Consider the following 22677-nt stretch of genomic DNA (forward strand, 5'->3'; position numbering starts at 1 on the left):
GCCCCGCGTCAGGGCAGCCGGTGCGGGCCGGCTTCCGCCCTCACCCCAACGTCCATCGCTGGTTGGCGGCACCGCTGCAGGTCCACAGCTGGACCATGGCGCCGTCGGCGGTACCGGCCCCGCTCACGTCCAGGCAGAGCCCTGACTGCACGCCGGTGACCGTGCCGTTCGAGGTGATGTTCCATTGCTGGTTCGTTCCGCCGTTGCACGGCCAGGTCTGTACCTTGGTGCCCGGCGAGGTCTGGTTGTCGTAGGCGTCCAGGCACAGGGTGGTCCCGTTCATGGTGACGGTCAGCTGGCCGGACGAGGTGTGGGTCCAGGTCTGGTTCGCGCCGTTCCAACAGTCGTAGATCTGTGGCTGCGTGCCGGGGGTCGTCGAGGCGTTGGGGACGTCCAGGCACTTGCCGGCGCCGACGGCGTGCAGCTCGCCGGTCGTGCCACCGCCACCACCGCCTCCCCCACCGCCGCCACCACCGTTCGAGGAGTCGACGGTGATGTTGGAGTTGCCGCTGCTCTGGTATCCCTCGGTGGCCAGGATCATGTAGTTGAACTGGCCCATGGTCATGCCGTGGGCGGCCCAAGCGTCGAAGAAGTTGCCGGTGGTGATGGTGCCCCCGGTGCGCTTTGACTGCCGAACGGCCCAGTACTGGTTGAACGTCGCGGTGCCGATGATGGACGGGGCGTTGTACCGGGTCGTCTCGTAGATGTCGTAGGTGCCGCCGTCGCTGGAGACGGTCCCCATGTAGGTGCCGGTCGGCCGGTAGCTGCCCCAGTTGTCGGTGATGTAGTACTCGACCAGTGGGTTGGTGGTCCACCCGTACAACGACAGGTAGCCGTTGCCGGAGGGGTTGAAGCTGCCGGAGTAGTTCACGGTCCGGCGCCCGCCGGTGCTCCAGCCCTCACCGGCCACGAAGTTGCCGGCGTTGCTCCACGAGGTGCTGTAGTCGCTGCCGGAGCCGAACGTCATACAGGCCGAGCCACTGCCCTCGGTCCAGAACGAGTAGTAGTAGCCGTTGTTGCTGCCGGTCTGGCTGTTGCAGATGGTCGAGGCGCCGGCGGTGGCGCCGGGCAGGAACACCCCGACGGCGGCCAGCAGCGCGATACAGAGGGCGGTCAACAACCGTCTGCCGCGTGTGTTCATTCTCGTCCTTCCCTCTCATCCGGGGTTCAGCAGGTGGAGTTGGTCTGGGTCGCCAGCCCGATCCGCCACGGCAGCAGGTTGTAGCTCTGGTTCGCGGACGGGTCCTTGCCCTGGTACAGGTACTGCAGGTGACAGGGGCTGATGGTGACCGTCTGGTCGTAGCCGCTGCGGATCGCCTCCCCGCTGCTGAGGTCCTGGGTCCAGGGCGTCCCGCTGAACGTGGTGTTCGACGCGGCCAGGAACGGGTTCGACTGGGTGGCCGCCAGCGGGGTCCAGCTGCCGGTGAGGCTGGTGGAGGTCCAGGAGTGGAACAGGCGGTGGCCGTCGGAGCCGATGGCCTCCACGACCATCAGGTAGGTGTTCGATCCGTCGACCTTGTAGACGTTGTCGGCCTCGAACATGTCGTACTTGTTCGGCGCGGAGGCGGCGATGACGGTGTTGCCGCCGTCACCGAACCCGTTCGGGAACTGTGACAGGGAGCTCGTCGAGCGGTAGACGTGCCCGTTGTCGTCGACGGAGAACAGGTAGCAGTTCGCCGAGTCGCAGATCACCCAGCTGTCGACCCAGTAGCCGCCCGACAGATTCTGCTGGATGATCGACGGCACGCCGTTGCTGTAGAAGTTGTGCGGAGCGCTCCACCCCGCCGGATTGCTGATGTCGGGGTTCGTGGAGTATCCGATGTTCGAGCCCTCCTGATACGTCACGTACCACAGCTTCTGCGGCGCGAAGTAGAACACCATCGGCGCCGTCTTGTAGCCGCCGCCGATCGGCGTGGTGTCCAGGTAGGTCAACGGCGCCGACGCAGCTTGCGACCAGTCGGTGAAGCTGGTCTGGGCCATCCCGTAGTTGCCGTTGGAGTCCACGGTGGACATCAGGACGTACCACCGGTTGTTGTAGAAGACGACCGACGGGTCCTTCACGGCGATGATGTCGTGGGTGGCGTCGGACTTCGGGCTGATCAGGATGCCGCTGGAGCTCCAGCGGAAGCTGCTCGGCAGCGAACCGCCGCCGGGACTGCTCGGAGTCGTCGACGGGCTGCTGGACGGCGTGCTCGGCGATGTCGAGGGAGTCGTCGACGGAGTGGTGGGCGGAGGCTGCGAGCCTTCGCAGGACACACTGTTGAGCGCGAAGTCGGTGGGGACCGGGTTGCTGCCGGTCCAGGTTCCGTTGAACCCCAGGCTCACGCTCCCGCCGGAGGCGATGGACCCGTTGTAGGCGGCGTTCGTGACGCTCACTTGCGCGCCGGTCTGGGTGACGTTCCCGTTCCACAACTGGGTGACGGTCTGTCCGGCGCCGAACGACCACGTCAGCCGCCAGGATGTCACCGGATCCCCCTGGTCGGTGACGCTGATGTTCGTACTGAACCCGCCCGGCCACTGGCTCGACACCGTGTAGTCGACCTGGCATCCGGCGGAAGCACGTGCGGTGGTCGTCGCGACGGCCACGCCCGCGACGGCGAGGCCGGTCGCGACGACGGCGGCGAGCGCCGCGCGACGATCGAACAGGCTCATGGACACACTCCTTTGCGGACCCTCGGTGGAGATGGGATCACTCGGTCCGGTGTCGGCATGCCGCACCGTTGCGTGAAGCTGCCACGAACACCCGGGGGCCTCAAGGACCCACCAGTGAGCCACCACCGGCGCGCGCCCCCGGTTCCCGCCGGTGAGCTGCGAGAACAAACGGTTGCGCAGCCCTCGGACACGCCGGCACCCGCCCCGTCAACGGCGAAAGTTTCACGACATGCCGGGATTCGCCGATCCCGCCCGCGATCGGGACATCCCATGGATCGGCCGAGATTTCTCCATCGGGACGGCAACCTCCGGCGTGGGTCGGACCACTAAGGGGTCGAACATGCGTCCAGCCACCTCGAAGGGGAACCCTCCGTGTCACCCACCCTCCCGCCGACCCGAAGCCGCCGTGCGATGTCCGGGACGGTCGCGTTCCTGACAGTCGCGGGCTTCGCGACCACAGCGACGACGGCTGCCACCGCCGACGCCGCGCCGACCGCCACGGTCACAGTGGACGCCGGTACGTCCCTGGGCACGGTGCCCGCCACCGGGATCGGTCTCAACACCGCCGTCTACGACCCGAACCTGACCGACCCCGCGGCGACATCGCTGATGAAGGCCGCCGGTGTCGAGCAGTTGCGCTATCCCGGAGGATCCGTCGGCGACGTCTACCACTGGAAGACCAACAACCTGAGCGGACCCGGCAGCTGGGTCGCGCCGAACACCGACTTCGACCACTTCATGGCCACCGCGAAGACCGTGGGGGCGCAACCGATCCTGATCGCGAATTACGGCACGGGCTCGGCCCAGGAGGCCGCCGACTGGGTCAGGTACGCGAACGTCGACAAGCACTACGGCGTGAAGTACTGGGAGATCGGCAACGAGGTCTACGGCAACGGGCACTACGGCAGCGGCTGGGAGACCGACTCACATAGCGACAAGAGCCCGACCGCCTACGCCACAAACCTGGTGGCCTATGCCAAGGCGATGAAGGCTGTGGATCCCACAGTGAAGATCGGAGCGGTCCTGACCACGCCGGGCGGCTGGCCGGACGGGACCAAGGCGGCCGGCGACAGCGCCGACTGGAACCACACGGTGCTGTCCATCGCCGGAAGATCGATCGACTTCGTCATCGTCCACTGGTATCCGGGCGGCACCACCTCGGCGGACCTGCTGAACACCCCCGACCGGATCGGGACCATCACGGACACGCTGCGCTCGCTGATCGCCGCCTACGCCGGTTCGCGCGCGCCGTCCGTCCAGATCGCCGTCACCGAGACCGACGGCGACAACTCGCCGGCCAAGACCAGCCAGGCCGCGGCCCTGTACGCGCCGGACACCTTCATGACCTGGTTCGAGCACGGAGTCTTCAACGTCGACTGGTGGGACCTGCACAACGGCGCGGGCACCGTCAAGACCGTCGACGGCCAGACCGACTACGAGGACGAGGGGGTGCTCTCCAGCGGGACGTGCTCGGGCGGCGCGTGCGAGCCGGCCCCGGAGACTCCGTTCCCGACGTACTGGGGCATCCGCTCCCTGACCGCACTGGCCGCGCCCGGGGACACCATGGTGAAGGCGTTTTCGCGCAACGCCTCGGTCGCCGTCCACGCGGTGCGCACCGCCGGCGGCGGCCTGAACGTCATGCTGATCAACAAGGACGCGGCGAACCCGGCGACTGTGTCGTTGTCGTACGCCGGGTTCACGCCGGCGCCCGGAGCGGTCACGACCGTCTCGTACGCCAAGGGCGGGACTGCTCTGAAGACCGCGGTGGCCGGCACCGCGGCCTCGCAGACTCTGCCGCCGTATTCGATCACGACGCTCCAGCTGAAGCCGGCCGGGGCTCCGGCCGGAGCTCCGGCTGCGCACTCCACGCGTCAGAGCCCGCCGGCATCCCCCACCTCCAGCGTGCCGGGCTCGCGGCACAACGGTGACGCCGCCGTGGTGCCGGCTTCCGTCGGGTCGACCACGGCTGCGGCCGATGGCGCACCGGCTCGTGCGGACACCGGCGGCGTGCTGGCTTTCACCGGGGCGGGCAGCGTGGTCGCCTACGGCACGGTCGGGAGCCTGGTCGTCATCGCCGCCGGCGGCGTCCTGGTCACGCGCCGGCGACGCGCAGCAGCGGCGCACCGGGGGTGATGACGCCGTAGGCCCGGCCGGCCGGGCCGGCCGGCGGCGGAAGGCTCAGCCGCCGGCCGGGAAGTCCCCGCGGACCTCGCTGGTCCGGCCGGAGGCCGTGGCCTGGACGAGGAACGTGTCTTTGCCCGCGTCACGCTTACCGGTCTGGTGGTTGAACTGCGCGGCGAAGATCTGCTGCGCCGCCGGGATCGTCCGGCCGGGCTTGAGGACCCAGCGGTAGACCAGGTAGCCGCCGGCGGGCGTCACGGTGACGGTGAAGTCGTCCGGCGGCGCCGTCAGCCAGTTCCCGGTGCTCTGTATACCGCCGGTCTGAGCGATCCGCAGTTCGACGGTCATGGCGGTCAGCGGCTGTGCGACATCGACGGTCAGGTCGTTCTGGCTCCAATAGACGGTGCTGTGCGCGTTGACGTCAGCCCGCGCAGAGATCACACCGTCAGCAGAGCTCGGCGCGGCCGAGTGGTGCGGGGTGGACGAGCCTGAGGAGGCCGGCGGCCGTGCGGACGAGACGGTCGGCTGCGAGCTGGCGGCCTGACCGGTCGGCGTCACGACCACCGGCGCCGGCGGATGCTCAGGCGCCTGCTGCCGGACGCCGGCCGCGACGGCCAGCCCTCCCAGACCCAGCACGCCGACGGCGGCCAGCGCCGCGAGCGAGATCTTGGCCCACGAGGCCTGCCTGCGCCTGCGGTACAGCCGGGCGCGGCGGGCATCGGAGTCCTGGGCCATGCCCTGTCCGATCCGGGCCAGCATCGCCTCGCGGTCCGGCTCGTGGGCCTCAGCGGCCTGGCGCAGAAGCTTGCGAGTGTCGTCCACTGAATCCCCCTTCCGCCAGATCGCCGTTTCCCAAATCTCCGCTTCCCAAGTCTCCGGTCGCCTGCGCCCCGAGCAGCCGTCTCAGCTCGGCCAGGCCCTTGGAGGTCTGGCTCTTCACCGTACCGACCGATATTCCCAGAGCCTGCGCGGTCTCCTTCTCCGACAGGTCGAAGGCATGCCGCAGCACCACGCAGGACCGCTTGCGGAAGGGCAGCCGGGCCAGCGCGGCGCGGACGTCCACGCCGCCGGCCACGTCCGGCTCCTCGGTGCGCTCCGTCCGGCCGGCCCACAGTAGCCTGATCCGGCCGCGCTCGCGGATCGCCCGGCGGGTGCGGTTGCGCGCCATGTTCGCCACGACGCCGCGGGCGTAGGCGACGGGGTGGTCGGCCGCGCGCAACCGGTCCCACCGGTGCCACAGCGCGAGCATGGCGTCCGCGGCGAGATCGTCCGCCCCCTCCGACTCGCCGGTCAGCAGGAAGGCCAGACGGCTCAGCTCCGCGTAGTGGCGCTCGAAGAAGTCGTGGAATTCCGCCGAGGCATCGTCGAAGACCATCTTCGCGAGGAAGCCTCTCCCATGAAGGTTTTAGATGAATGTTCAACCGCTTTGCGGATAGGCAGCTTAGCAGGGTCAGGGACTGGTGCAGCTCAGCGCCGGAACCGAGGGCGAGCCGTCGGCCAGGAAGCCGAACGACGTCGACGCGGCCGGCTGCAGCGAGCCGTTGTACGCGGCGTTGCCGACCGACGCGGAGGATCCGCTCGTGGTCAGCGTGCCGCTCCACACTTGGGAGATGGTCTGGCCGTCGGCGAGCGTCCACTTGACGGTCCAGCCGTTGATCGCCGCGCTTCCGGCGGTCACGGTGACCTGTCCCTGGAAGCCTCCGGGCCAGGAATTGGTCGTCGAGTAGGTGGCGCTGCACGCGCCGGTGGGCGGCGGGTTGCTCGACGGAGTGGTACTCGGGGTGGTGCTGGGGGTGGTACTCGGGGTGGTGCTGGGCGTGCTGGAAGGTGAGGTCGGCGGCGGGCTGCTCTGGAACTGGGTGAAGAAGTTCCACACCACTCCCGAGGTCCAGGTGTGCCAGCCGTCGCCGGTGCTGCCGTCGATGGGTCCGGGGTCGTGGCCGGCTCCGTCGAACGCGGCCCAGACGACCGGGTAGCCGGGCTTGCATCCGGTGTAGGCGGTGACGATGTGCGTCAGGCTGCCATACGCCGGTTCCGGCGGATTCTGTGGTGTGCACTGGTTGTTCCGGACGAAGGTGTCACGCAGCGCCCGGCCGTCGGCGATCGGCAGGACGTTGTCCCGGATGCCGTGCAGGCCGATGTAGGCGACCGGCTGCGTGCCGCCGTCACATCCGCTGAGGTTCGCCCCGGAGTAGACCGCGACCGCACGGAAGACCGTCGGACGCGCGCACGCCAGCGCGTAGGTCATCGCGGCCCCGTAGCTGAAGCCGGAGGAGAAGATCTGCCCGGTGTCGATACAGAGTCCTGATTCGAACTGGTTGAGCATGTCGTCGACGAACGCCACGTCCTGGCCGCCGGGATTGGCCCAGCCGTTGTTGGTGCCCTGCGGCGCGACGAAGATGGTGCCGTTCCCGTCGGCGTCGGCCAGCTTGCGCAGGCCGTAGTAGGACCAGTTGTAGCCGTCGGTTCCGCCGGAGTCGACGTCGTTCATCGTCCCGCCGAGCCAGTGGAACCCGAAGACCAGGCGGTAGGGGCGGGTGTCGTCGTAGCCCGCGGGCAGCCGGAGGATGTAGCTGCGTGTCTGGCCGCTGCTTTGGATCGTGTGCGTACCGCTGGCCAGTGTCGCAGCCTTGCCACAGCCGACCGACGCCCCGGCCGCCGCGGCAGCCGGGGATGCCGCGGCCGTGGTCAGGCTCCCGTAGCCCACCAGGGCAGTGATGAGGGCCACCACCAGCACCGCCAGTGCGGCCGGCCCGAAGCCGGCTCTGCGCTTGTTCATCTCTCACACTCCATCGAACCGATTCGCTGGATGAGTTCGACGGAATAGTATGATCCTGATATGCGAGGGTCAATCTATGCTTCATACTCTTAACGGAGAAGACCGTGTCGACCTCTGGCTTTACATTGCCATCGGCGTACAGGCGTCGAAAGTTTCAGACCAATATCCGACTTCCGCCGCGCGACTCATACGCCCCGGCGAGGATCAGGTAGGCGCTGGCCGTCCACGTGTAAGCACGATCGCGCAGACCGCTGCCGGACAGTGCGTCGAAATTCTCTGCGAAGCCCGACTTCTCGCACAGCGCACGGAACCGGCTGCTCACCTCGTCGGCGAGCTCGACGAAGCCGGCGCGCCGCAGACCGTCCTCGATCAGGACGGTCGACGGGGCCCAGATCGGGCCGCGCCAGTAGCCGTCGGCCTCGTAGTGTTCCGACGAGGGTTGCTCGGTGGCCGGGCCGTGCGGCGTGAGGTGGGCCTCGATGGCGTGGGCCAGCGTGTCCCGGACATCCTCGGGCAGCGCGTCGCCGAGGACGATCGCCATCAGGTCCAGCAGGCTCGTACTGGCCGTGGTCTTTCCCGTGGCCGCGCCGCGGGCGACGAACCGGCCGTCACGCCACAGCTCTTTCAACATCGCAGCCCTGACCTCTTCGCTATGGCGCCGCCAAGCCTCGGCCTCATCCGGCAGGCCCAACTCCTCGGCGAGTCCGGCGAGCCGGTCGAGCTGCAGAATGAGGAACGCGGCCAGATCCGAGGTCTGCACGACCCGGTCGGCGTCGAAGGTGGTCGCGTTGTCCCAGCCGCTGTCGTTGCCGTGCTGGTAGTGCGGCAGGGCCTGGCCGGGGACACGACGTGCGGACAGCCAGAAGCGCGTCCACGCGGACAGCTTGCCGTAGACGTCCTTGAGCTCGGCTCCGCTCAGCTCGCGGGGCAGGTTCCCGCGCAGATGTCCGAGGGCCCAGCCGTGGATCGGCGGCTTGACGTAGTTGTAGAGGACCTCGGAGTGGGTCACCGAGTCCGGAAGGGCACCGCTTTCGTCCTGGTGGTCGAACGGGATCTGGAACTGGCTCCACGCCAGCTCCGGCGCCCCGGCTGCCAGCGCGACGGCGTTGAAGCAGTGGTCCCAGCTCCAGACCTTGTCCATCCAGTGCTTGGACATGAGCACACCGGGCCGGCTCAGGAACCCGGCCGGACGGACGGTCGCCGACCACAGGACATAGGCGGCCAGCTCCGCGGCCGGCGTGTCGGCGGTGCGCCAAGGGGCGATCGCGTCCACGAACTCTGCGAACCGCGTCGTCGCGGTCTCCACGACACCCTCGAACGCGGCACCGCCGCGGTAGCGCGGCCGGGCACTGTCGAACTCCTCGACGGCGATCTCCCAGGCCCGGTCGGCGGGCAGCTGGAGACCCCGCTCCGCCGTTCCCAGGGCTTGGGCCCCGAGGACATCGGCGGGCTCCCCCAGCAACACGGTGATCCGATAGCGGCGGCCGGTCTGGTACAGGGTGTAGATGTAGGACCCGTCGACCGGATCACGGTAGAAGTAGGGTCCGCTGAACGGGGTGAGCTTCGGATCGGCGGCGGTCAGACGCAGACCCAGGCCGGTGCCGTCGCCTTTCACCCGCACCGTGTCGTCGCTCTCGTAGGCGAGCTCGACCACCGAACCCTGCCATGTCCAGGCGAGCCTGGCCGGCGTGGCGACCACGGTCGCCTCGACCCGGACGCCGGACGGATCGGTCGGAGTGAACCGCAGGACCGGATGCAGTCCGTTCTGGTGGGAGACCAGGTGCAGATCGTCGGCGTAGGTCGCCTCGGCGATCACCGGCGAGATGCCGAACCAGGATCCGTGGTGGCTGAAGGGAATGTCGCGGACGTCGAACTGCGGAAGGGCACCGGCGATGGTCATAGTGGTCTTTCTGTGAACAGGATGCGGGCGGCTCGGCGGCGGGCCGGTGCGGGCTAGTCCTTGACCGCACCGGCGGTCACGCCGGCGGCGACGTAGCGCTGGGCGACGACGAGCAGGACGGTGGCCGGGACCGAGGCGACGACCGCGGTGGCCATGATGGCGTTCCACTGCTGGTTGTTGTTGCCGATGTAGTGGTAGATGCCCAGGGTGATCGGCTGGGCCCCGCCGGAGCTGTCGAGGGTGTTGGCGAACATGAAGTCCGACCAGGCCCACAGGAAGGCGAACAGCGACACGGTGACGACGGCGTTGCGGCTCACCGGCATGACGACGGACCAGAACGTGCGCAGCTGTCCGGCGCCGTCGGTCTTGGCGGCCTGGAGCAGCTCCCCCGGGATCCCGGACATGAAAGCCGCGAACACCAGCGTGCCGAACGGGACCGCGATGGTGGAGTCGGCCACGATCAGCCCCGGCACGCTGCCGAGCATCCCCAGGTTCAGGTAGACGGCGTAGAAGCCCATCGCCATGATGATGCCGGGGATCATCTGCGCGATCAGCAGCGCGAAGCTGAGCACCCCGCCGCCGCGCGGCCGCAGCTTGGCCAGGGAGTATCCGGCCGGCGCCGCGACCGCCACGGTCAGCGCCACCGTGCCCAGCCCGATGAACAGGCTCGTGCCCAGATACGGCATCTGCTGATGCAGCACGGCGCGGTATCCGTCGAGGGTCCCGTGGACCGGGAACCAGTTCGGCGGGGTCTTGCGCATGTCCCGGTCGCGGGTCAGGGACTCGTTCACCATCCAGTAGACGGGGAACAGCATCAGCGCGGTCAGCACCAGACCCACCGCCGTCTTCCACCACGTGGTGCGGGGACGTCGAAGAGCGGTCATCACGCCTCCCGCTGCTTGCGCTGAGCACGGATGTAGACCAGGCCGAAGGCCAGTGCCATCACGACCAGCAGGTTGCCGACGGCCGCCCCCGGTCCGAACTCCGGGAGCAGGTTGCCGAACCCCAGCTGGTAGGACCACGTCGCGAAGGTCGCCGAGGAGCCGGCCGGGCCGCCCTTCGTCATGATCCAGATGATGTCGAAGACCTTCAGCGTGTAGACCAGCCCCAGCAGCAGCGTGATCGCCGCGACCGGACGCAGCAGCGGGAACGTGACCTTCCAGAACCGCTGCCACCCGCCGGCGCCGTCCAGCTCCGCGGCCTCGTACAGCTGCGGCGAGACCGCCTGCATCCCGCTGTAGAGCATGACCAGGTTGAACGGGATGCCGATCCAGACGTTCGCGATGATCACCGAGGCCAGCGACCACTTCGGGGACGTCAGCCAGTCGATCGGGGCGATCCCCAGCCCGTGCAGCACCTGGTTGACGATCCCGGAGTCGCTGTTGAGCATCCACGACCAGGTCGAGGCCGACACGATCAGCGGCAGCAGCCACGGCACCAGGAACAGCGCGCGCAGCGTCGCGGACAGCCGGAAGTGCCGGATGAAGAACACCGCCAGGCCCATGCCGATCCAGAACTGGAACAGGATCGACACGCCGGTGAACACCAGCGTGTGGACCAGCGCGGGGCCGAAGGCCGGGTCGCTCAGGATCTTGCGATAGTTGTCGAAGCCGGTGAACGGCGCGCCGCCGTGGACGAACGAGCGCACCGTGTAGCGGTGCAGGCTGAGCTCGATGTTGCGGTACATCGGGTAGGCGTAGAAGGCCACCAGGTAGATGGCGACCGGGGCGAGGAACGCCCAGCCCGCCCACTGCGTGGAGCGGGGGCGGGGACCGGGCGCCGTCATCCTCACTTGGTCGCCGCGGCGGCGGCGTTCTGCGCGGTCGTCATCGCGGACTGCGGCGAGGCCGAACCGCTCAGTGCCGCCTGCACCGCGGTCCACATCGGCTGCGAGATCTTCGGGTACTTCGTCCCCAGGTCGTCGCTGGTGCGGCCCTTGGCGGCGGCGACCGCGGCCACCCACGGCGCCAGGCCGGGATCGGCGGCGACCTGCTTGGCCTGCACGGCCGGGGTGGCCGCGACGTAGGACAGCGTGGTGTCGGTGGCCAGCGCGTTGTCGGCGCTGGTCAGGCAGGCCACCAGCTTCTGCGAGGCGGCGTAACGGCCGGTCTTGTCCTGCACCGGGATCGTGACGAACTCACCGCCCGTCGGCGCGGCCGCGGTGCCGCCGTTCATCGCCGGGATCGGGATGATCCCGTAGTCGAACCCTGCCTTCTTGGCGTTGGCCAGCTGCCACGTGCCGTTCTCGCTGAACGCGTACTGTCCGGTGGCGAACTCCTGCCAGCTGGTGGTCTGGGTGTTGTTGATGACCGAGTTCGGCGCGTAGCCCTTCTTCAGCCAGTCCGTCCACAGCGACAGCGCCGCCACCCCCTGCGAGGAGTCGAGCTTCTTCAGGTCGGCACCGGACCCCCAGAACCACGGCAGGAACTGGAAACTCCCCTCCTCGGTGCCGATCGCCGAGAACGTGATGCCCTTCTTGCCGGCCGCGGTGACCTTCGCCAGCGCGGCGGTCAGCGAGGACCAGTCCTTGACCGAGGCGATGTCCACACCGGCCGCCGCCAGCACGGACTTGTTGTAGTACAACGCCAGGGTGTTCGCGCCGATCGGCACGCCGTAGGTCTTCCCGGCCAGCTGTCCGGCCGCCAGCAGGTTCGGCGCGATCCCCGTGGTGTCCAGATGCGTCGTCCCGGTGTCGGTGACCACTCCGGCGTCGGCCAGCGTGGAGACCACGGGGTTGTCGACGATCAGCACGTCCGGGGAGTTGCCCTGCTGCGCGGCCAGCAGCACCTTGGTGGTCAGGTCCGTGGTGTCGAATCCGGTGCGCTTGACGGTCACCCCGGCCTGGCTGCCGCACTTGGTCAACAACTGCGACCAGGCCGAACCGCTGTCGAACTGCGGGTAGGGGTCCCAGACGGTGAAGGTTCCGCCGCCGGCCCCGGACCCGCCGGACCCGGCGGCGCCCGTCGAACTGTCGGCGCCTGTGGAACTCTTCGACGCCGAGCAGGCGGCGGCTGTGCCGGTGACCGCCAAGGCCAGCCCGACCGCGGCGACGCGCCGGGTTATGGACTGTGCTTTCATAGTCGTTCCCTTTCGATCCGCCGCCATCAGGCGGCTGATGGACTCCGCATTGCCGTGCGGAGGATGGGATGTCCAGGTGGCGCGAGCACCGGAGGACGTCCTGTGTCAGCTCTCTGACACAGGGGCGGGTCCGGTGCTCGCGCGCAGGGAGACCGGTGGTGCGAGCAGGACGTGCCGGGGCGGCGCGTCGGGGGTGGCGAGCAGTTCGAGCAGCAGTTCCACCGCGACCCGGCCCATTTCCGCGGCTGAGACGTCGGCGGCGGTCAGCTGCGGCGTCACCGCTGTGGCCCAGCGGCTCAGCGCGATGCCCGCGACGGAGAAGTCCAGCGGGACCTTGCGGCCGTGGACCGCCAGGCCCCGGTACAGGCCGCCGAGCGCGGCTTCGTTCACCGTCACCAGCGCGGTGGTGTCCGGATCGGCGGCCAGGATCCGGCCGACCGTGTCCTCCCCCGAAGCAGCGTCGTCGCCGCACAGGTAGGCCGCACCGGCGACACCCTGTTCCTCGCAGGCGTTCTCGAAACCGGTGAGACTACGATGCGCGGACTCGTACCCGGCGCGGAACAACCGTTCGGAGCGGTTGACGAAGGCGATCCGCCGGTGGCCAAGATGCACCAGGTGCTGCACGCACGAGCCGACCAGGGCCGTGTAGTCCATGTCGACCCACCGGGTGTGGTCGGGCTGGCCGGTGCGGCCGATCGTGACGAACGGGAACCCGGCCTCGGACAGGTAGTCGACCCGCGTGTCCTCCAGGCGGATCTCCATCAGGACGGCCCCGTCCACCCGCCGCTCGGCGACCAGCCGGCGAAGTCCTTTGTCGCCGTCGCCGATGGACGCGGCCATCAGCACGTCGTAGCCGAACCCGGCCGCGGCCTCGACCAGCGAGCCGATGAAGTCCAGCTGCATGTCGGTGTAGTGACTGCTGGCCGGCGGGAACACCAGGCCCAGGGTGTGGGTCTGGCCCGAGGACAGCGCCCGCGCGGTGGCACTGGGCTGATAGCCGAGCTCGTCGATCACCGCCTGGATCCGCGCCCGGGTCTCGGGCGAGATCGAACGCTTCCCGGACAGCGCGTACGACACCGTGCTGCGGGAGACTCCCGCACGCCGAGCGATCTCACCGATGTTCACGCGACTCTCCGATGCGACGAGCGACGAGGGGCGGGGGCGATATTCGAACCGGTTCGACCGGTGAATGGAAGCGAGGGTAGGCGCGTCCGCTGGCGAGTGTCAACCATGTAACCAGCAGCCACAGTCGCCCAGCTGGCGGCTCGGCCGGCTGGGGGCGTTGACAGCCGCGAAGCAGCACCCTAGGTTCTGACGAACCGGTTCGACACGGCGATCCCCGGGACAGATCAGCCGCGGGCTACTCGTGGGTCAGTGACGGCTTCGACCGATCGAAGCCGAACAGCGCCACCATCACCTGTTCCAGACGGATGTCCTCGCGCGCCGGCTCGTCGCGCGGCGCGGGCGTGTCCTGGCTTGCCGGGAACGCGTTGCACCGGCGCGCGGCCTCGGCTGCCGCGCCAGACCTCGCGGCGCGATTCGTGGTGGGTGGCCCCATGGCCGACGTTCGTCCTGCTCTGCATGCCGGATCCGCCGCGACGCCGCGACGCCGCTCTACGTGCTCTGGCAACGCCCCATGGGGTTCTCCAAGGGCACGCTGACCGTCATCTTCGCCTCCTATATCGTCGGGCTGCTGGCCTCACTGCTGGTCAGCGGCGTCGCCTCGGACGTCGTCCCTGGCGCTCTGGTCGAGCATCCGGCGCCGCGGCGACCGCGGTCTTCGCCTCGTGTTCGGAGACCGACCGGTACAGGTTGCCGATCGGGGAGCCCCCTAACCCGAGACCGGTCAGGGCGACCGGCGTGTTCGCGGTCTTCCGCCGGTTCATCGGCCCAGCCATCCGCCGTCGACCGGCAGGATCGTGCCGTGCAGGTAGGCGGCGGCGTCCGAGGCGAGGAAGACGGTCGCGCCGGCCAGGTCGTCGGCGGTCCCCCAGCGGCCCGCCGGGATGCGCGCCAGGATCGCCGCGCTGCGCTCCGGGTCGTCCTGCAGGGCCCGGGTGTTGTCGGTGGCGATGTAGCCGGGGGCGATGGCGTTGACGTTGACACCGTGCGGGGCCCACTCGTTCGCCAGCGCCTTGGTCAGGCCGGCGATGCCGTGCTTGGCCGCGGTGTATCCGGGCACGGTGATGCCGCCCTGGAAGCTGAGCAGGGAGGCGGTGAAGACGATCCTGCCTCGGCCGCGCTCGACCATCTTCTCCCCCACGGCGCGGGCGAGCGCGAACTGCGCCGAGAGGTTGACCTGCAGGACCAGGTCCCAGTCGGCGTCGGAATGCTCAGTGGCGGGGGCGCGGCGGATGGTGCCGGCGTTGTTGACCAGGATGTCGACCGGCCGTTCGCGTCCGGCCAGGTCCGCGGCGAGCGCCGCGACGGCGGTGGCGTCGGAGAAGTCAGCCCGGATCGCCTCGAAGGCGCGTCCGGCGGCGGTCACGTCCTTCTCGACGTCGCTGCCGGAGGCCTCCAGGTTCGCGCTCACGCCGATGATGTCGGCGCCGGCCTCGGCCAGCGCGCGGGCCATGGCCCGGCCGATTCCGCGGCGGGCCCCGGTGACCACGGCCAGGCGGCCGGTCAGGTCGAATCGGTTCGAGCTCATGCGGCACCGTCCGAAGCGGACTCGGCGCAGTCCACGAGCACCTTCACGTCGCCGCCGGCCTCCAGAGACTGGAACGCGCCCAAGGCGTCGGCGAGCGGCACGATCTTGCTGATCAGCTGTTCGGCCGGGACTGTGCCCTCGGCAACCAGCCGCACAGCGGTCTCGAAGTCCTCCCGGTCGTACAAGCGGGCGCCGATCAGCGTCAGCTCGCGCCAGAAGAAGCGGTGCAGGTTCACCGGCCGAGGCCGGGAATGGATCGCCACCAGGCACAACCGCCCTCGCACCGCCAGCACGTCCACCGCGGTCTGCACGCCGGCCTCGGCACCGGAGACCTCGAACGCGATGTCCGCGCCGGCCTCGCCGGTCCAGTCGCGTACGCACTCGGGCACGTCGTCGGCACCGGGATCCCACGTGTTCAGGCCCAGCTGTTCGGCCAGCCGCCGACGATGGGCGTTCGGCTCCACCACCCGCACCTTGCCGCCCGCGGCCCGGGCGACCAGGGCGATCAGGACGCCGACCGGTCCGGCGCCGACCACGACCACCCGGTCGCCGTCCCGCACCCTGGCGCGGCCGACATCGTGCACGGCCACCGCCGTCGGTTCCACCAGCGCCGCCCGGTCCAGCGGCAGCGTCTCCGGCAGCCGGACGAGCGTCGAGGCGGGCACGGTCCACCGCTGCTGCATCGCGCCGGGCGAGTCGATGCCGATGAAATCAAGGTTCTGGCAGACATGGCTGTTGCCGCGGCGACAGGCCGGGCAGGTTCCGTCCCAGCGCAGCGGCATCACCGTCACCGGGTCGCCGGGGGCCGGGCCCTCGACGCCGGGCCCGACGCGCAGCACGCGGCCGGACATCTCGTGTCCGAGCACGGCCGGCGCCTTGACCCGCGCGTCCATGTCGCCGTGGAAGATGTGCAGGTCGGTGCCGCAGATCCCGACGTAGGCCGGGGCCAGTTCCACCTGCCCGGGTCCGGGGTCCGCGGTCTCGGCCGGGCCGGTCGTCAGGGTGCGGGCGGCGGTGTACCGCACGGCCAGCGGGGTCGTCATCGTGTCAGCTTCCTTCTCAGGTCGGGTTCGGGGCATCGGCGAGGTGCCAGATCTCCAGCAGGTCCGACCAGCGGCCGCCGGTCGGCGACTCCGGCCGCGGCACCTGGCAGGGGTCCGTGAAGGTCCACCACCGCCGGGTCTCGGGGTCGGCCTTGATGGTCTCGAGATCGGCGGCGAAGTCCTCGCCGTGGTACTCGTAGTAGGCGAAGAGCGTGTCTTCGTGGAGGAAGATGCTGTAGTTGCGGATGTGCGCCGCTCGGAGTGCGGCTTCGACACCCGGCCAGACTTCGCGGTGCAGTGCGAGGTATTCCTCGCGCAGCTCGGGTACCAGCCGGGCGATTTGGGCTATGCGCTGCATTTCAGACCTTTGATATTGGGCGGTTGTCGCGTCATCACCGGCCAGTCGCTGCCGTACAGGCAGCGCTCGGCCCCGAACAGCTCCAGGGCTTCGCGCAGCAGCCGGACCACCTCGGCTCGCGGTGTGCTCACGGGGAGCTCGGTGGCCAGGCCGGAGAGCTTGACCACGACGTTGCCGCGCCCGGCCAGCCGCCGCAGCGCCCGCTGCCGAGGACGGTGCCCGGCCGGATCCTCGAGCCGGACGTGCGCGACTGCCCCGACCAGCCACGGATGCCGGCGCGCGGTGTCGCGGACCCACTCGATCTCAGCCGCGGCGTGCTCGTCGGCACGGCCGGCCTCGACGGAGATCACCGAGGTGTCGGCGGGGCGGAACAGGGCGAAGTCGTCGGGCGTGAAGGGGGCATCCAGTGCCGGGACGTCCCTGAGCCACGGATAGCTGATGCCCCCGCGCGGGTCCCAGAAGTGGACGTGGGAGTCCAGCACCGCGGATTCCCGGCGCTGGTCGTTCATTCCGAGCCCTCGGCCGGCTCGGCGTCGAACGGCGTGCGATACGACGGCTGCCGGGTCCGCAGCTCCAAGCTCAGCGTCAGCCGCACCCGCGTGGACCGGGGCAGCTCGACCGTGAGCCACGCGCCGCCGGCCTGGGCCGACTCGGTGGTCTCGGCCGGTTTCCGGTGTCCGTAGTCGTAGAGGTCGCCGATCCATGAGGGATCCTCGCAGGCCGTGTACACGACAGTGCCGATCGTGTGCTCCGCGAAGGCGCCGGCCTGCACGATCACCGTGCGCGCGTGCTCCGGATCGAGGTTCACCAGCTCCACGACGGTCGCCTGGGGATCGATGCTGGATACCAGCGCCGCGACCGAGGGCGGCAGCCCGGGACGTCGAGCCCGGCCGTCGTAGTAGCGCACACGTGCCTGCTGCAGACCGCCGTTGTACAACACCTGCGGCCCACCCCATGTGAGCTGGACGAGCGCCTCGGTGGCCACCGGGTTCGACTGCTGCCACAGGTGGATGTCGGCCTCGGGCACGTCCAGGCCGCGGTAGCGCTCCATGCGGGTCAGGCGGTGGCGCACCTGGGCTTGCGCGGCGGCCAGGATGCGCTCGGGATAGTCCTGGTCGTCGCCGGCCAGGAAGGCGAACCAGGACTCTTCGTGCCCTGACTCCTCCTTGCTGCGGAAGGGGCGGATGACACTCCAGTCGATACCCGAGGCGGCGCGCAGCCGCTCGATGCGCTCGCGGTCGGTGGCAGAGGCGGTGTGGTGCCACAACGCGGCGGGCACGACCAGGGGCATCGGGTTGTAGTCGAACCAACCGTCGTCGCCGTACCGGTACGGGACGTGCAAGGTGTCGGTGGCGACGTCGTCGAGCAGCTGGATGGTCCACTTGGACTGCAAGCTGGAGTCGGCGTCCTTGAACGCCATCGTCTTGCCCTGCGCGATGACCCCGTCCAGCGTGGCGGCCACCATGTCCAGGAAGGAGTCGTCGCCGGTGACCGTGGCCGCGGCGAGGGCGGCGACCGCGGCGGCGGGCCCGACACTGTGCCAGCCGTGCGGCCAGTTCCAGCCGTAGTGGCCGCCGTACCAGCGTCCTTCCAGCAGGCCGCCGACGGTTCCGTCCGGGGCGACGTTGTCGGGAATGACACCGCCGTTGGCGACGGCCCGTTCCCGCCACGCGCCGACGTACTCCACAATCCAGTCCCGATAGCGCTCCTCACCGGTGAGAATCAGGGCATTGAGGACCAGTCCCGTGGCCGCCAGGTTCACCGCGGTGTCGCCGACGCCCATGCGCAGCCGCAACTGTTCGCCCAACCGCGGGTCCTTGTCCAGCGGCGGGGTCTCGGTGCCCGCGGGCAGGATCCAGTTCAGGGGGAAGCCGTACATGTCGGCTTCCTTGGGCAGCCACGGATAGCTGTCGCCGTCGAACAGACCTTCCCGCTTCGGGTCGCTGCCGTTGTGGGGACGGGTGATGATGCGGTGCTCGGCGTCGTAGTTGCCGTGCGCGGGATCGGTGTAGAGCTCTGCGAAACGTACCGCGCGCTCCCGCCAGCGGGCGGGGGCGGCCATGCACAGGAAGTAGAACAGCAGCAGGCTCTCGCCCTGGTGGAACCAGTCGTATCCGCGCTCGTACTCGTCCTTGAGCATGCCGAGCTCTGTGAGCTGACGCGTCACGCCCTCCCAGTGCCGCTCCGAGGCGGCCAGCAGGTCGTCGGCGCCGCCGAGCAGATACAGCTGCGGCCAGTTGAAGAAGACCTCGTAGAAGTCGTCGCCGCCGTCGCGGGTGGACAGCGTCCCGTTGTAGTCGAGCTCGCCGCCGGGCCCGGTGAAGTCCTCGGCGAAGCGCCGCCATGACCGGTCCAGCAGGTCGAACAGCTCACGCTGCGCCAGTGCCCAGCCGGGCGGTTCGAGCACGGGCACCGAGGCCGTGATGACGCGATGCATAGGGGCTTTCTCCGTTTCGGGCGTTCAGCTCTTGGTGGCGCCGGCGAGCATGCCGGTCACCAGGAAGCGCTGGGAGAACAGGAAGACGATGAGGACCGGGGTGATCGCCAGCAGGGTCGCCAGCGCGAGTTCCGGGCGCTGCACGGCCAGGTCCCCGACGGTCGGGTTGAACTGGGGCACGTCGTCGAGCAGCGTGCCCAGCCCCACCTGGACCGGCAGCTGACTGCTCTGCGGCAGCATGACGTAGGGCAGGAAGTAGTTGGTCCAGTTGGCCACGAAGCTGAAGAACCCGACCAGCGCCACGATCGGGGCGGCCAGCGGCAGCGCGACCCGCCGGAAGACGCCGAACTCGCTGCAGCCGTCCAGCCGAGCCGCCTCCAGCAGTTCCCGGGGAAGCGCGGTGCTGAAGTAGATGTAGGCCAGATACACGCCGAACGGGTAGAACGCGTACGGCAGGATGATCGACCACATCGACCCGATCAGGTGCACGGCGTTGACTTCCAGGAACAGCGGCACGACCAGCGTCGCGTTCGGCATGAGCATCACCACGAGCGTGGCGATGAGCAGCATGCGACGGCCGCGGAACTCGGTCATCGCCAGCGCGTAGCCGGCGGGGATCGCCACGGCCAGAGTGATCACGAGCGCCAGGAACGAGTAGAGCGCGGAGTTGCGCAGCCACTGGAACATCGCGTCGCCCTGGTAGGAGGTCAGCGCGTCCCAGTTGGCCCGCAGCGCGTGCCAGGACCCGAAGGACAGCGGGTCGCCGTGCACGAGCTGGTCGTCGGTCTTGGTCGCGGCGAGCACCAGCCAGAGCACCGGCAGCACGAAGAAGACCACGAACAGGCCGAGGACCAGAGCCGGCAATGGATTGCGCGACCTGCGCGGGGCGGCACCGCGCAACCGTCCCGAGCCCGCGGCCGGCAGTACAGCCGTCCGGGTGCGGAAGGACGATACGCCAGGATGTCCCTCAGTCGGCATCGAAGAACCCCGATCTGGCGACGAACAGCGCGGCGACGACCAGGCCGACGAGCAGAAGCTCGACCGAGATGGCCGCGGCGGTGTTCACGTCGTTGTTCTGGAAGGCGAAGTCGTAGGAGAGCTGGTTCAGCGAGTAGTCGCGGCCCGCGACGCCGACGCTGGCCTGCGCGAGCAGCTGCGGCTCGACGAACAGCTGGGTGCCCCCGGCGAAGGCCAGGATCACCATGTAGACGATCCACTTGCGCACCATGGGGATCTGGATCCGCCGCGCGGTCTGCCAGGCGCTCGCGCCGTCGATGCGCGCCGCTTCGATGACCTCGTGCGGGATGTTGTTCAGCGCCCCGTGCATCACCACGATCCACCCGCCGGCTCCGGTCCAGAACGCGATCAGGGTGAACAGGAGCGGCAAGTGCCCGGGGGCGACGACCTGGCCGAAGGTGTCGAACCCCATTTCCCGGAGCAGGAAGCTCACCGGGCTCACCGACGGATCGAGCACGAACAGCCACACCATCACGCCCGCGGCGCCGGCCAGCGCGCCGGGGATGTAGTACAGGAACCTCAGGGCTTTGCTCACGCCGCGCGCGGACAGCCGGTGCAGCAACAACGACAGGCCCACGACGAGCACCACCAGGGCCGCCAGCCAGAACACCAGATACAGCGCGACGTGCTCGACGGCCGGGACGAAGCGGAAGTCCGACGCGGCCCGGGAGAAGTTCGACAGGCCGGTGAAGCGGGCGTTCCCGTCGGTGAAGGCGAAGTAGACCGCATAGCAGGTGGGCACGACGCCGAACGCGATCAGCAGCACCACGTAGGCGGCGACGAAGCCGTGGCCGGCCCGGCCGGGCCACAGCGCGCGCAGGGTGCCGCGCCGCGCTGTGGTCCGGCCGGTGGTCGCGGAGGACGTGCTCACTTCGACGCCACCTGGTATCCGTCGGCCTTGGCGTAGTTCACGATGGAGTCGTGCCAGGCCGGCAGCAGGGAGCTGATGGTCTTGCCCGCGGTGACACCCGGGGTGACGGTGGCCGCCCAGACCGCCTCCTGGCTGAACTGGCCGTAGCCCCAGCCCGGCCACACCTGGCCGGCCGCGGCCGTCAGCGGTGCGGTGATGTCGTCGGCGTAGTAGCCGGACGCGGCCTGGGCCGCCAGCCAGGTCTTGGCCGCCGGCGCGTACGCCGGGTAGCCCGGGGCGAGCTTGCCCTGGTAGTCGTCCGCGGTGGTGGCCCAGGTCAGGAAGTCGGTCGCGGCCTTGAGGTTCTTGCTGTGCGCCGACACCAGCCAGGTACCGCCGCCCACGTTGCCCACCGAGGGGCTGGCGTCGCCGGCCCACTGCGGCATCGGCGCCACACCGAGTTGGCCGGCCGGGGTCTTGAAGGTGCCCTGGAACAGTGCGCCGCCGTACCACGACGGGCCGGGCATCATCAGGATCTTGTCGGCCTCGTTCTTGTCGAAGTCGGAGCTGAACACGCTGGAGGTCGACATGGTCTTGTTCTGGATGAGGGTGTCCAGCAGGGACGCCATCTTGGCGCAGTTCGCGCTGGTGGTGTCGACGATGACGGCCTTGGGTCCGGTGATCTGTATCTGATTTGCGCCGCACTTGCCCGCCCACATGTAGACCTCGGGCGTGAAGGTGTCGCCGGCGGCGCCGACCAGGTAGCCGGGGTGCTCGGCGGCGACCTTCTGGCCGAGTGCCTGGTACTGCTCCCAGGTGGTGGGGACCTGGTAGCCCCACTGCTTCATGAGCTTGTCGTTGTACCAGAGGACGGTCTGCGACAGGTCGTTGCGCAGGCAGTAGAGGGTGCCGTCCACGGTGCACGGGGCGTTGGCGTTGGTGGCCCAGCCGTCCAGCGTGGCCCGCGGTATCAGACCCTTGTCCAGCGGGGCCGCGAACCCGGCCCGCACCGCCCAGGTGACCTCGTTGTTCTCCGCGCTGAAGACGACGTCGGGCCAGCCGGAGCCGGTCCGGTTGAACAGGGAGACCTTGGTCTGCAGGTAGTTGGAGCCGTTGGCGTCCCCGTCGTAGGTGACGATGTCCATCTTCACCTCGGGATGGTCCTTCTGGTACAGCTGCGCGGCGGCCAGCCGGGTGGAGTCGACCCACACCGTCAGGGTTCCGCCGGTCTGCGCGGCGGGCTTCAAGCTGCCGCCGGTACCGGCCGTGCCGGCCTTGCCGGTAATCGTGCCGCAGGCGGCGGCACCGAGGGCGAACAGGGCTGCGACCGCCAGCAGCCCGGTGCGTCCGCGAGCGCGGGCCGCCCCTGGTGCGCCGACGGCATGACATTTCACGTTCATGAACGACTCCACTGCGCTGGGGCACCGCCGAGCTTCGGCTGGGCGGACCGGATGGGGAATATGTGTCGTACTCATCTGGTCGCGGTGGCCCGCGGGAAGCCCTCGCACCGATATTGCCGATCGGTTACCGGTAACACACCTGCCCGGTTCCCTGTGGCACACATAACAGCTGCGCATGGGCCTTTGCGTCAAGGGGTCGGCGCACATCTCCGCAAGATCTTTTGGCGCGTCGGCTATCTGGATCTCGATTATGCCCGCATTCATCCGGACATGGGCGTGCGAATCGCGCCGATGAGTAGGACCTATCTAGCTCCTGATGATGCCCACATGTATGCTCCTTGGCACCACGACGAAGGAGAGACACCGTGGACGGCACACCCGTCCTGGCCGAG

20 protein-coding genes are annotated in these 22677 nt (G+C 69.3%); 1 reads left to right on the forward strand and 19 read right to left on the reverse strand.

The window, feature by feature from the left end:
* Positions 1-40: 40 nt before the first annotated feature.
* Both ABH926_RS30310 and ABH926_RS30315 read right to left on the reverse strand, forming a co-directional pair.
* Positions 41-1141 (reverse strand): glycoside hydrolase family 11 protein, encoded by a 1101-nt coding sequence (locus ABH926_RS30310; RefSeq protein ID WP_370369287.1) that lies wholly within the window; start codon positions 1139-1141, stop codon positions 41-43.
* Positions 1142-1167: 26 nt separating this feature from the next.
* On the reverse strand, positions 1168-2652 hold the full coding sequence (locus tag ABH926_RS30315; protein ID WP_370369288.1) for a non-reducing end alpha-L-arabinofuranosidase family hydrolase: 1485 nt from the start codon (positions 2650-2652) through the stop codon (positions 1168-1170).
* Between the two features lie 372 nt (positions 2653-3024).
* Here ABH926_RS30315 and ABH926_RS30320 point away from each other — a divergent pair, with 372 nt between their 5' ends.
* Entirely contained in the window at positions 3025-4785 is a 1761-nt protein-coding gene (locus ABH926_RS30320; RefSeq protein ID WP_370369289.1) for a cellulose-binding protein, read from the forward strand.
* A gap of 45 nt (positions 4786-4830) precedes the next feature.
* On the opposite strand, the gene ABH926_RS30325 is transcribed toward ABH926_RS30320, so the two are convergent.
* The 17 genes from ABH926_RS30325 to ABH926_RS30405 form a co-directional block, all read right to left on the reverse strand.
* The gene (locus tag ABH926_RS30325) at positions 4831-5595 is read right to left on the reverse strand and encodes a hypothetical protein (RefSeq protein ID WP_370369290.1); all 765 of its coding nucleotides are present in this window, start codon (positions 5593-5595) and stop codon (positions 4831-4833) included.
* A complete protein-coding gene (locus tag ABH926_RS30330) occupies positions 5558-6148 on the reverse strand; it encodes a SigE family RNA polymerase sigma factor (RefSeq protein WP_370369291.1) in 591 nt (196 codons plus the stop codon). The genes ABH926_RS30325 and ABH926_RS30330 overlap by 38 nt, the downstream gene beginning before the upstream one ends.
* 75 nt (positions 6149-6223) lie before the next feature.
* Positions 6224-7552, reverse strand: coding sequence for a cellulose binding domain-containing protein (locus ABH926_RS30335; RefSeq protein ID WP_370369292.1), 1329 nt, complete (start codon positions 7550-7552; stop codon positions 6224-6226).
* A gap of 154 nt (positions 7553-7706) precedes the next feature.
* Positions 7707-9452 (reverse strand): amylo-alpha-1,6-glucosidase, encoded by a 1746-nt coding sequence (locus tag ABH926_RS30340; RefSeq protein ID WP_370369293.1) that lies wholly within the window; start codon positions 9450-9452, stop codon positions 7707-7709.
* Positions 9453-9505: 53 nt separating this feature from the next.
* A complete protein-coding gene (locus ABH926_RS30345; protein ID WP_370369294.1) occupies positions 9506-10336 on the reverse strand; it encodes a carbohydrate ABC transporter permease in 831 nt (276 codons plus the stop codon).
* On the reverse strand, positions 10336-11238 hold the full coding sequence (locus ABH926_RS30350; protein WP_370369295.1) for a carbohydrate ABC transporter permease: 903 nt from the start codon (positions 11236-11238) through the stop codon (positions 10336-10338). Before ABH926_RS30350 ends, ABH926_RS30345 begins: the two co-directional genes overlap by 1 nt.
* A gap of 2 nt (positions 11239-11240) precedes the next feature.
* The gene (locus ABH926_RS30355; protein WP_370369296.1) at positions 11241-12530 is read right to left on the reverse strand and encodes an extracellular solute-binding protein; all 1290 of its coding nucleotides are present in this window, start codon (positions 12528-12530) and stop codon (positions 11241-11243) included.
* Positions 12531-12635: 105 nt separating this feature from the next.
* Positions 12636-13655, reverse strand: coding sequence for a LacI family DNA-binding transcriptional regulator (locus ABH926_RS30360; RefSeq protein WP_370369297.1), 1020 nt, complete (start codon positions 13653-13655; stop codon positions 12636-12638).
* 235 nt (positions 13656-13890) lie between these two features.
* Positions 13891-14088 carry a hypothetical protein gene (locus ABH926_RS30365; RefSeq protein ID WP_370369298.1) on the reverse strand — a complete coding sequence of 66 codons (198 nt, stop codon included), beginning with the start codon at positions 14086-14088 and terminating at the stop codon, positions 13891-13893.
* 324 nt (positions 14089-14412) lie between these two features.
* Positions 14413-15180, reverse strand: coding sequence for an SDR family oxidoreductase (locus tag ABH926_RS30370; RefSeq protein ID WP_370369299.1), 768 nt, complete (start codon positions 15178-15180; stop codon positions 14413-14415).
* Positions 15177-16223, reverse strand: coding sequence for a zinc-binding dehydrogenase (locus ABH926_RS30375; protein WP_370369300.1), 1047 nt, complete (start codon positions 16221-16223; stop codon positions 15177-15179). The genes ABH926_RS30370 and ABH926_RS30375 overlap by 4 nt, the downstream gene beginning before the upstream one ends.
* A gap of 16 nt (positions 16224-16239) precedes the next feature.
* Positions 16240-16581 carry an L-rhamnose mutarotase gene (locus ABH926_RS30380; protein ID WP_370369302.1) on the reverse strand — a complete coding sequence of 114 codons (342 nt, stop codon included), beginning with the start codon at positions 16579-16581 and terminating at the stop codon, positions 16240-16242.
* Entirely contained in the window at positions 16569-17090 is a 522-nt protein-coding gene (locus ABH926_RS30385) for an amidohydrolase (protein ID WP_370369303.1), read from the reverse strand. The genes ABH926_RS30380 and ABH926_RS30385 overlap by 13 nt, the downstream gene beginning before the upstream one ends.
* Positions 17087-19018, reverse strand: coding sequence for a hypothetical protein (locus ABH926_RS30390; protein ID WP_370369304.1), 1932 nt, complete (start codon positions 19016-19018; stop codon positions 17087-17089). The genes ABH926_RS30385 and ABH926_RS30390 overlap by 4 nt, the downstream gene beginning before the upstream one ends.
* Before the next feature lie 24 nt (positions 19019-19042).
* On the reverse strand, positions 19043-19996 hold the full coding sequence (locus ABH926_RS30395) for a carbohydrate ABC transporter permease (RefSeq protein ID WP_370369306.1): 954 nt from the start codon (positions 19994-19996) through the stop codon (positions 19043-19045).
* A complete protein-coding gene (locus ABH926_RS30400) occupies positions 19986-20906 on the reverse strand; it encodes a carbohydrate ABC transporter permease (RefSeq protein WP_370369307.1) in 921 nt (306 codons plus the stop codon). Before ABH926_RS30400 ends, ABH926_RS30395 begins: the two co-directional genes overlap by 11 nt.
* Complete coding sequence (locus tag ABH926_RS30405) at positions 20903-22285, reverse strand: ABC transporter substrate-binding protein (RefSeq protein ID WP_370369308.1); 1383 nt, start codon at positions 22283-22285, stop codon at positions 20903-20905. Before ABH926_RS30405 ends, ABH926_RS30400 begins: the two co-directional genes overlap by 4 nt.
* Between the last annotated feature and the right edge of the window lie 392 nt (positions 22286-22677).

Source organism: Catenulispora sp. GP43 (genome assembly GCF_041260665.1).
Taxonomy (GTDB): Bacteria; Actinomycetota; Actinomycetes; order Streptomycetales; family Catenulisporaceae; genus Catenulispora.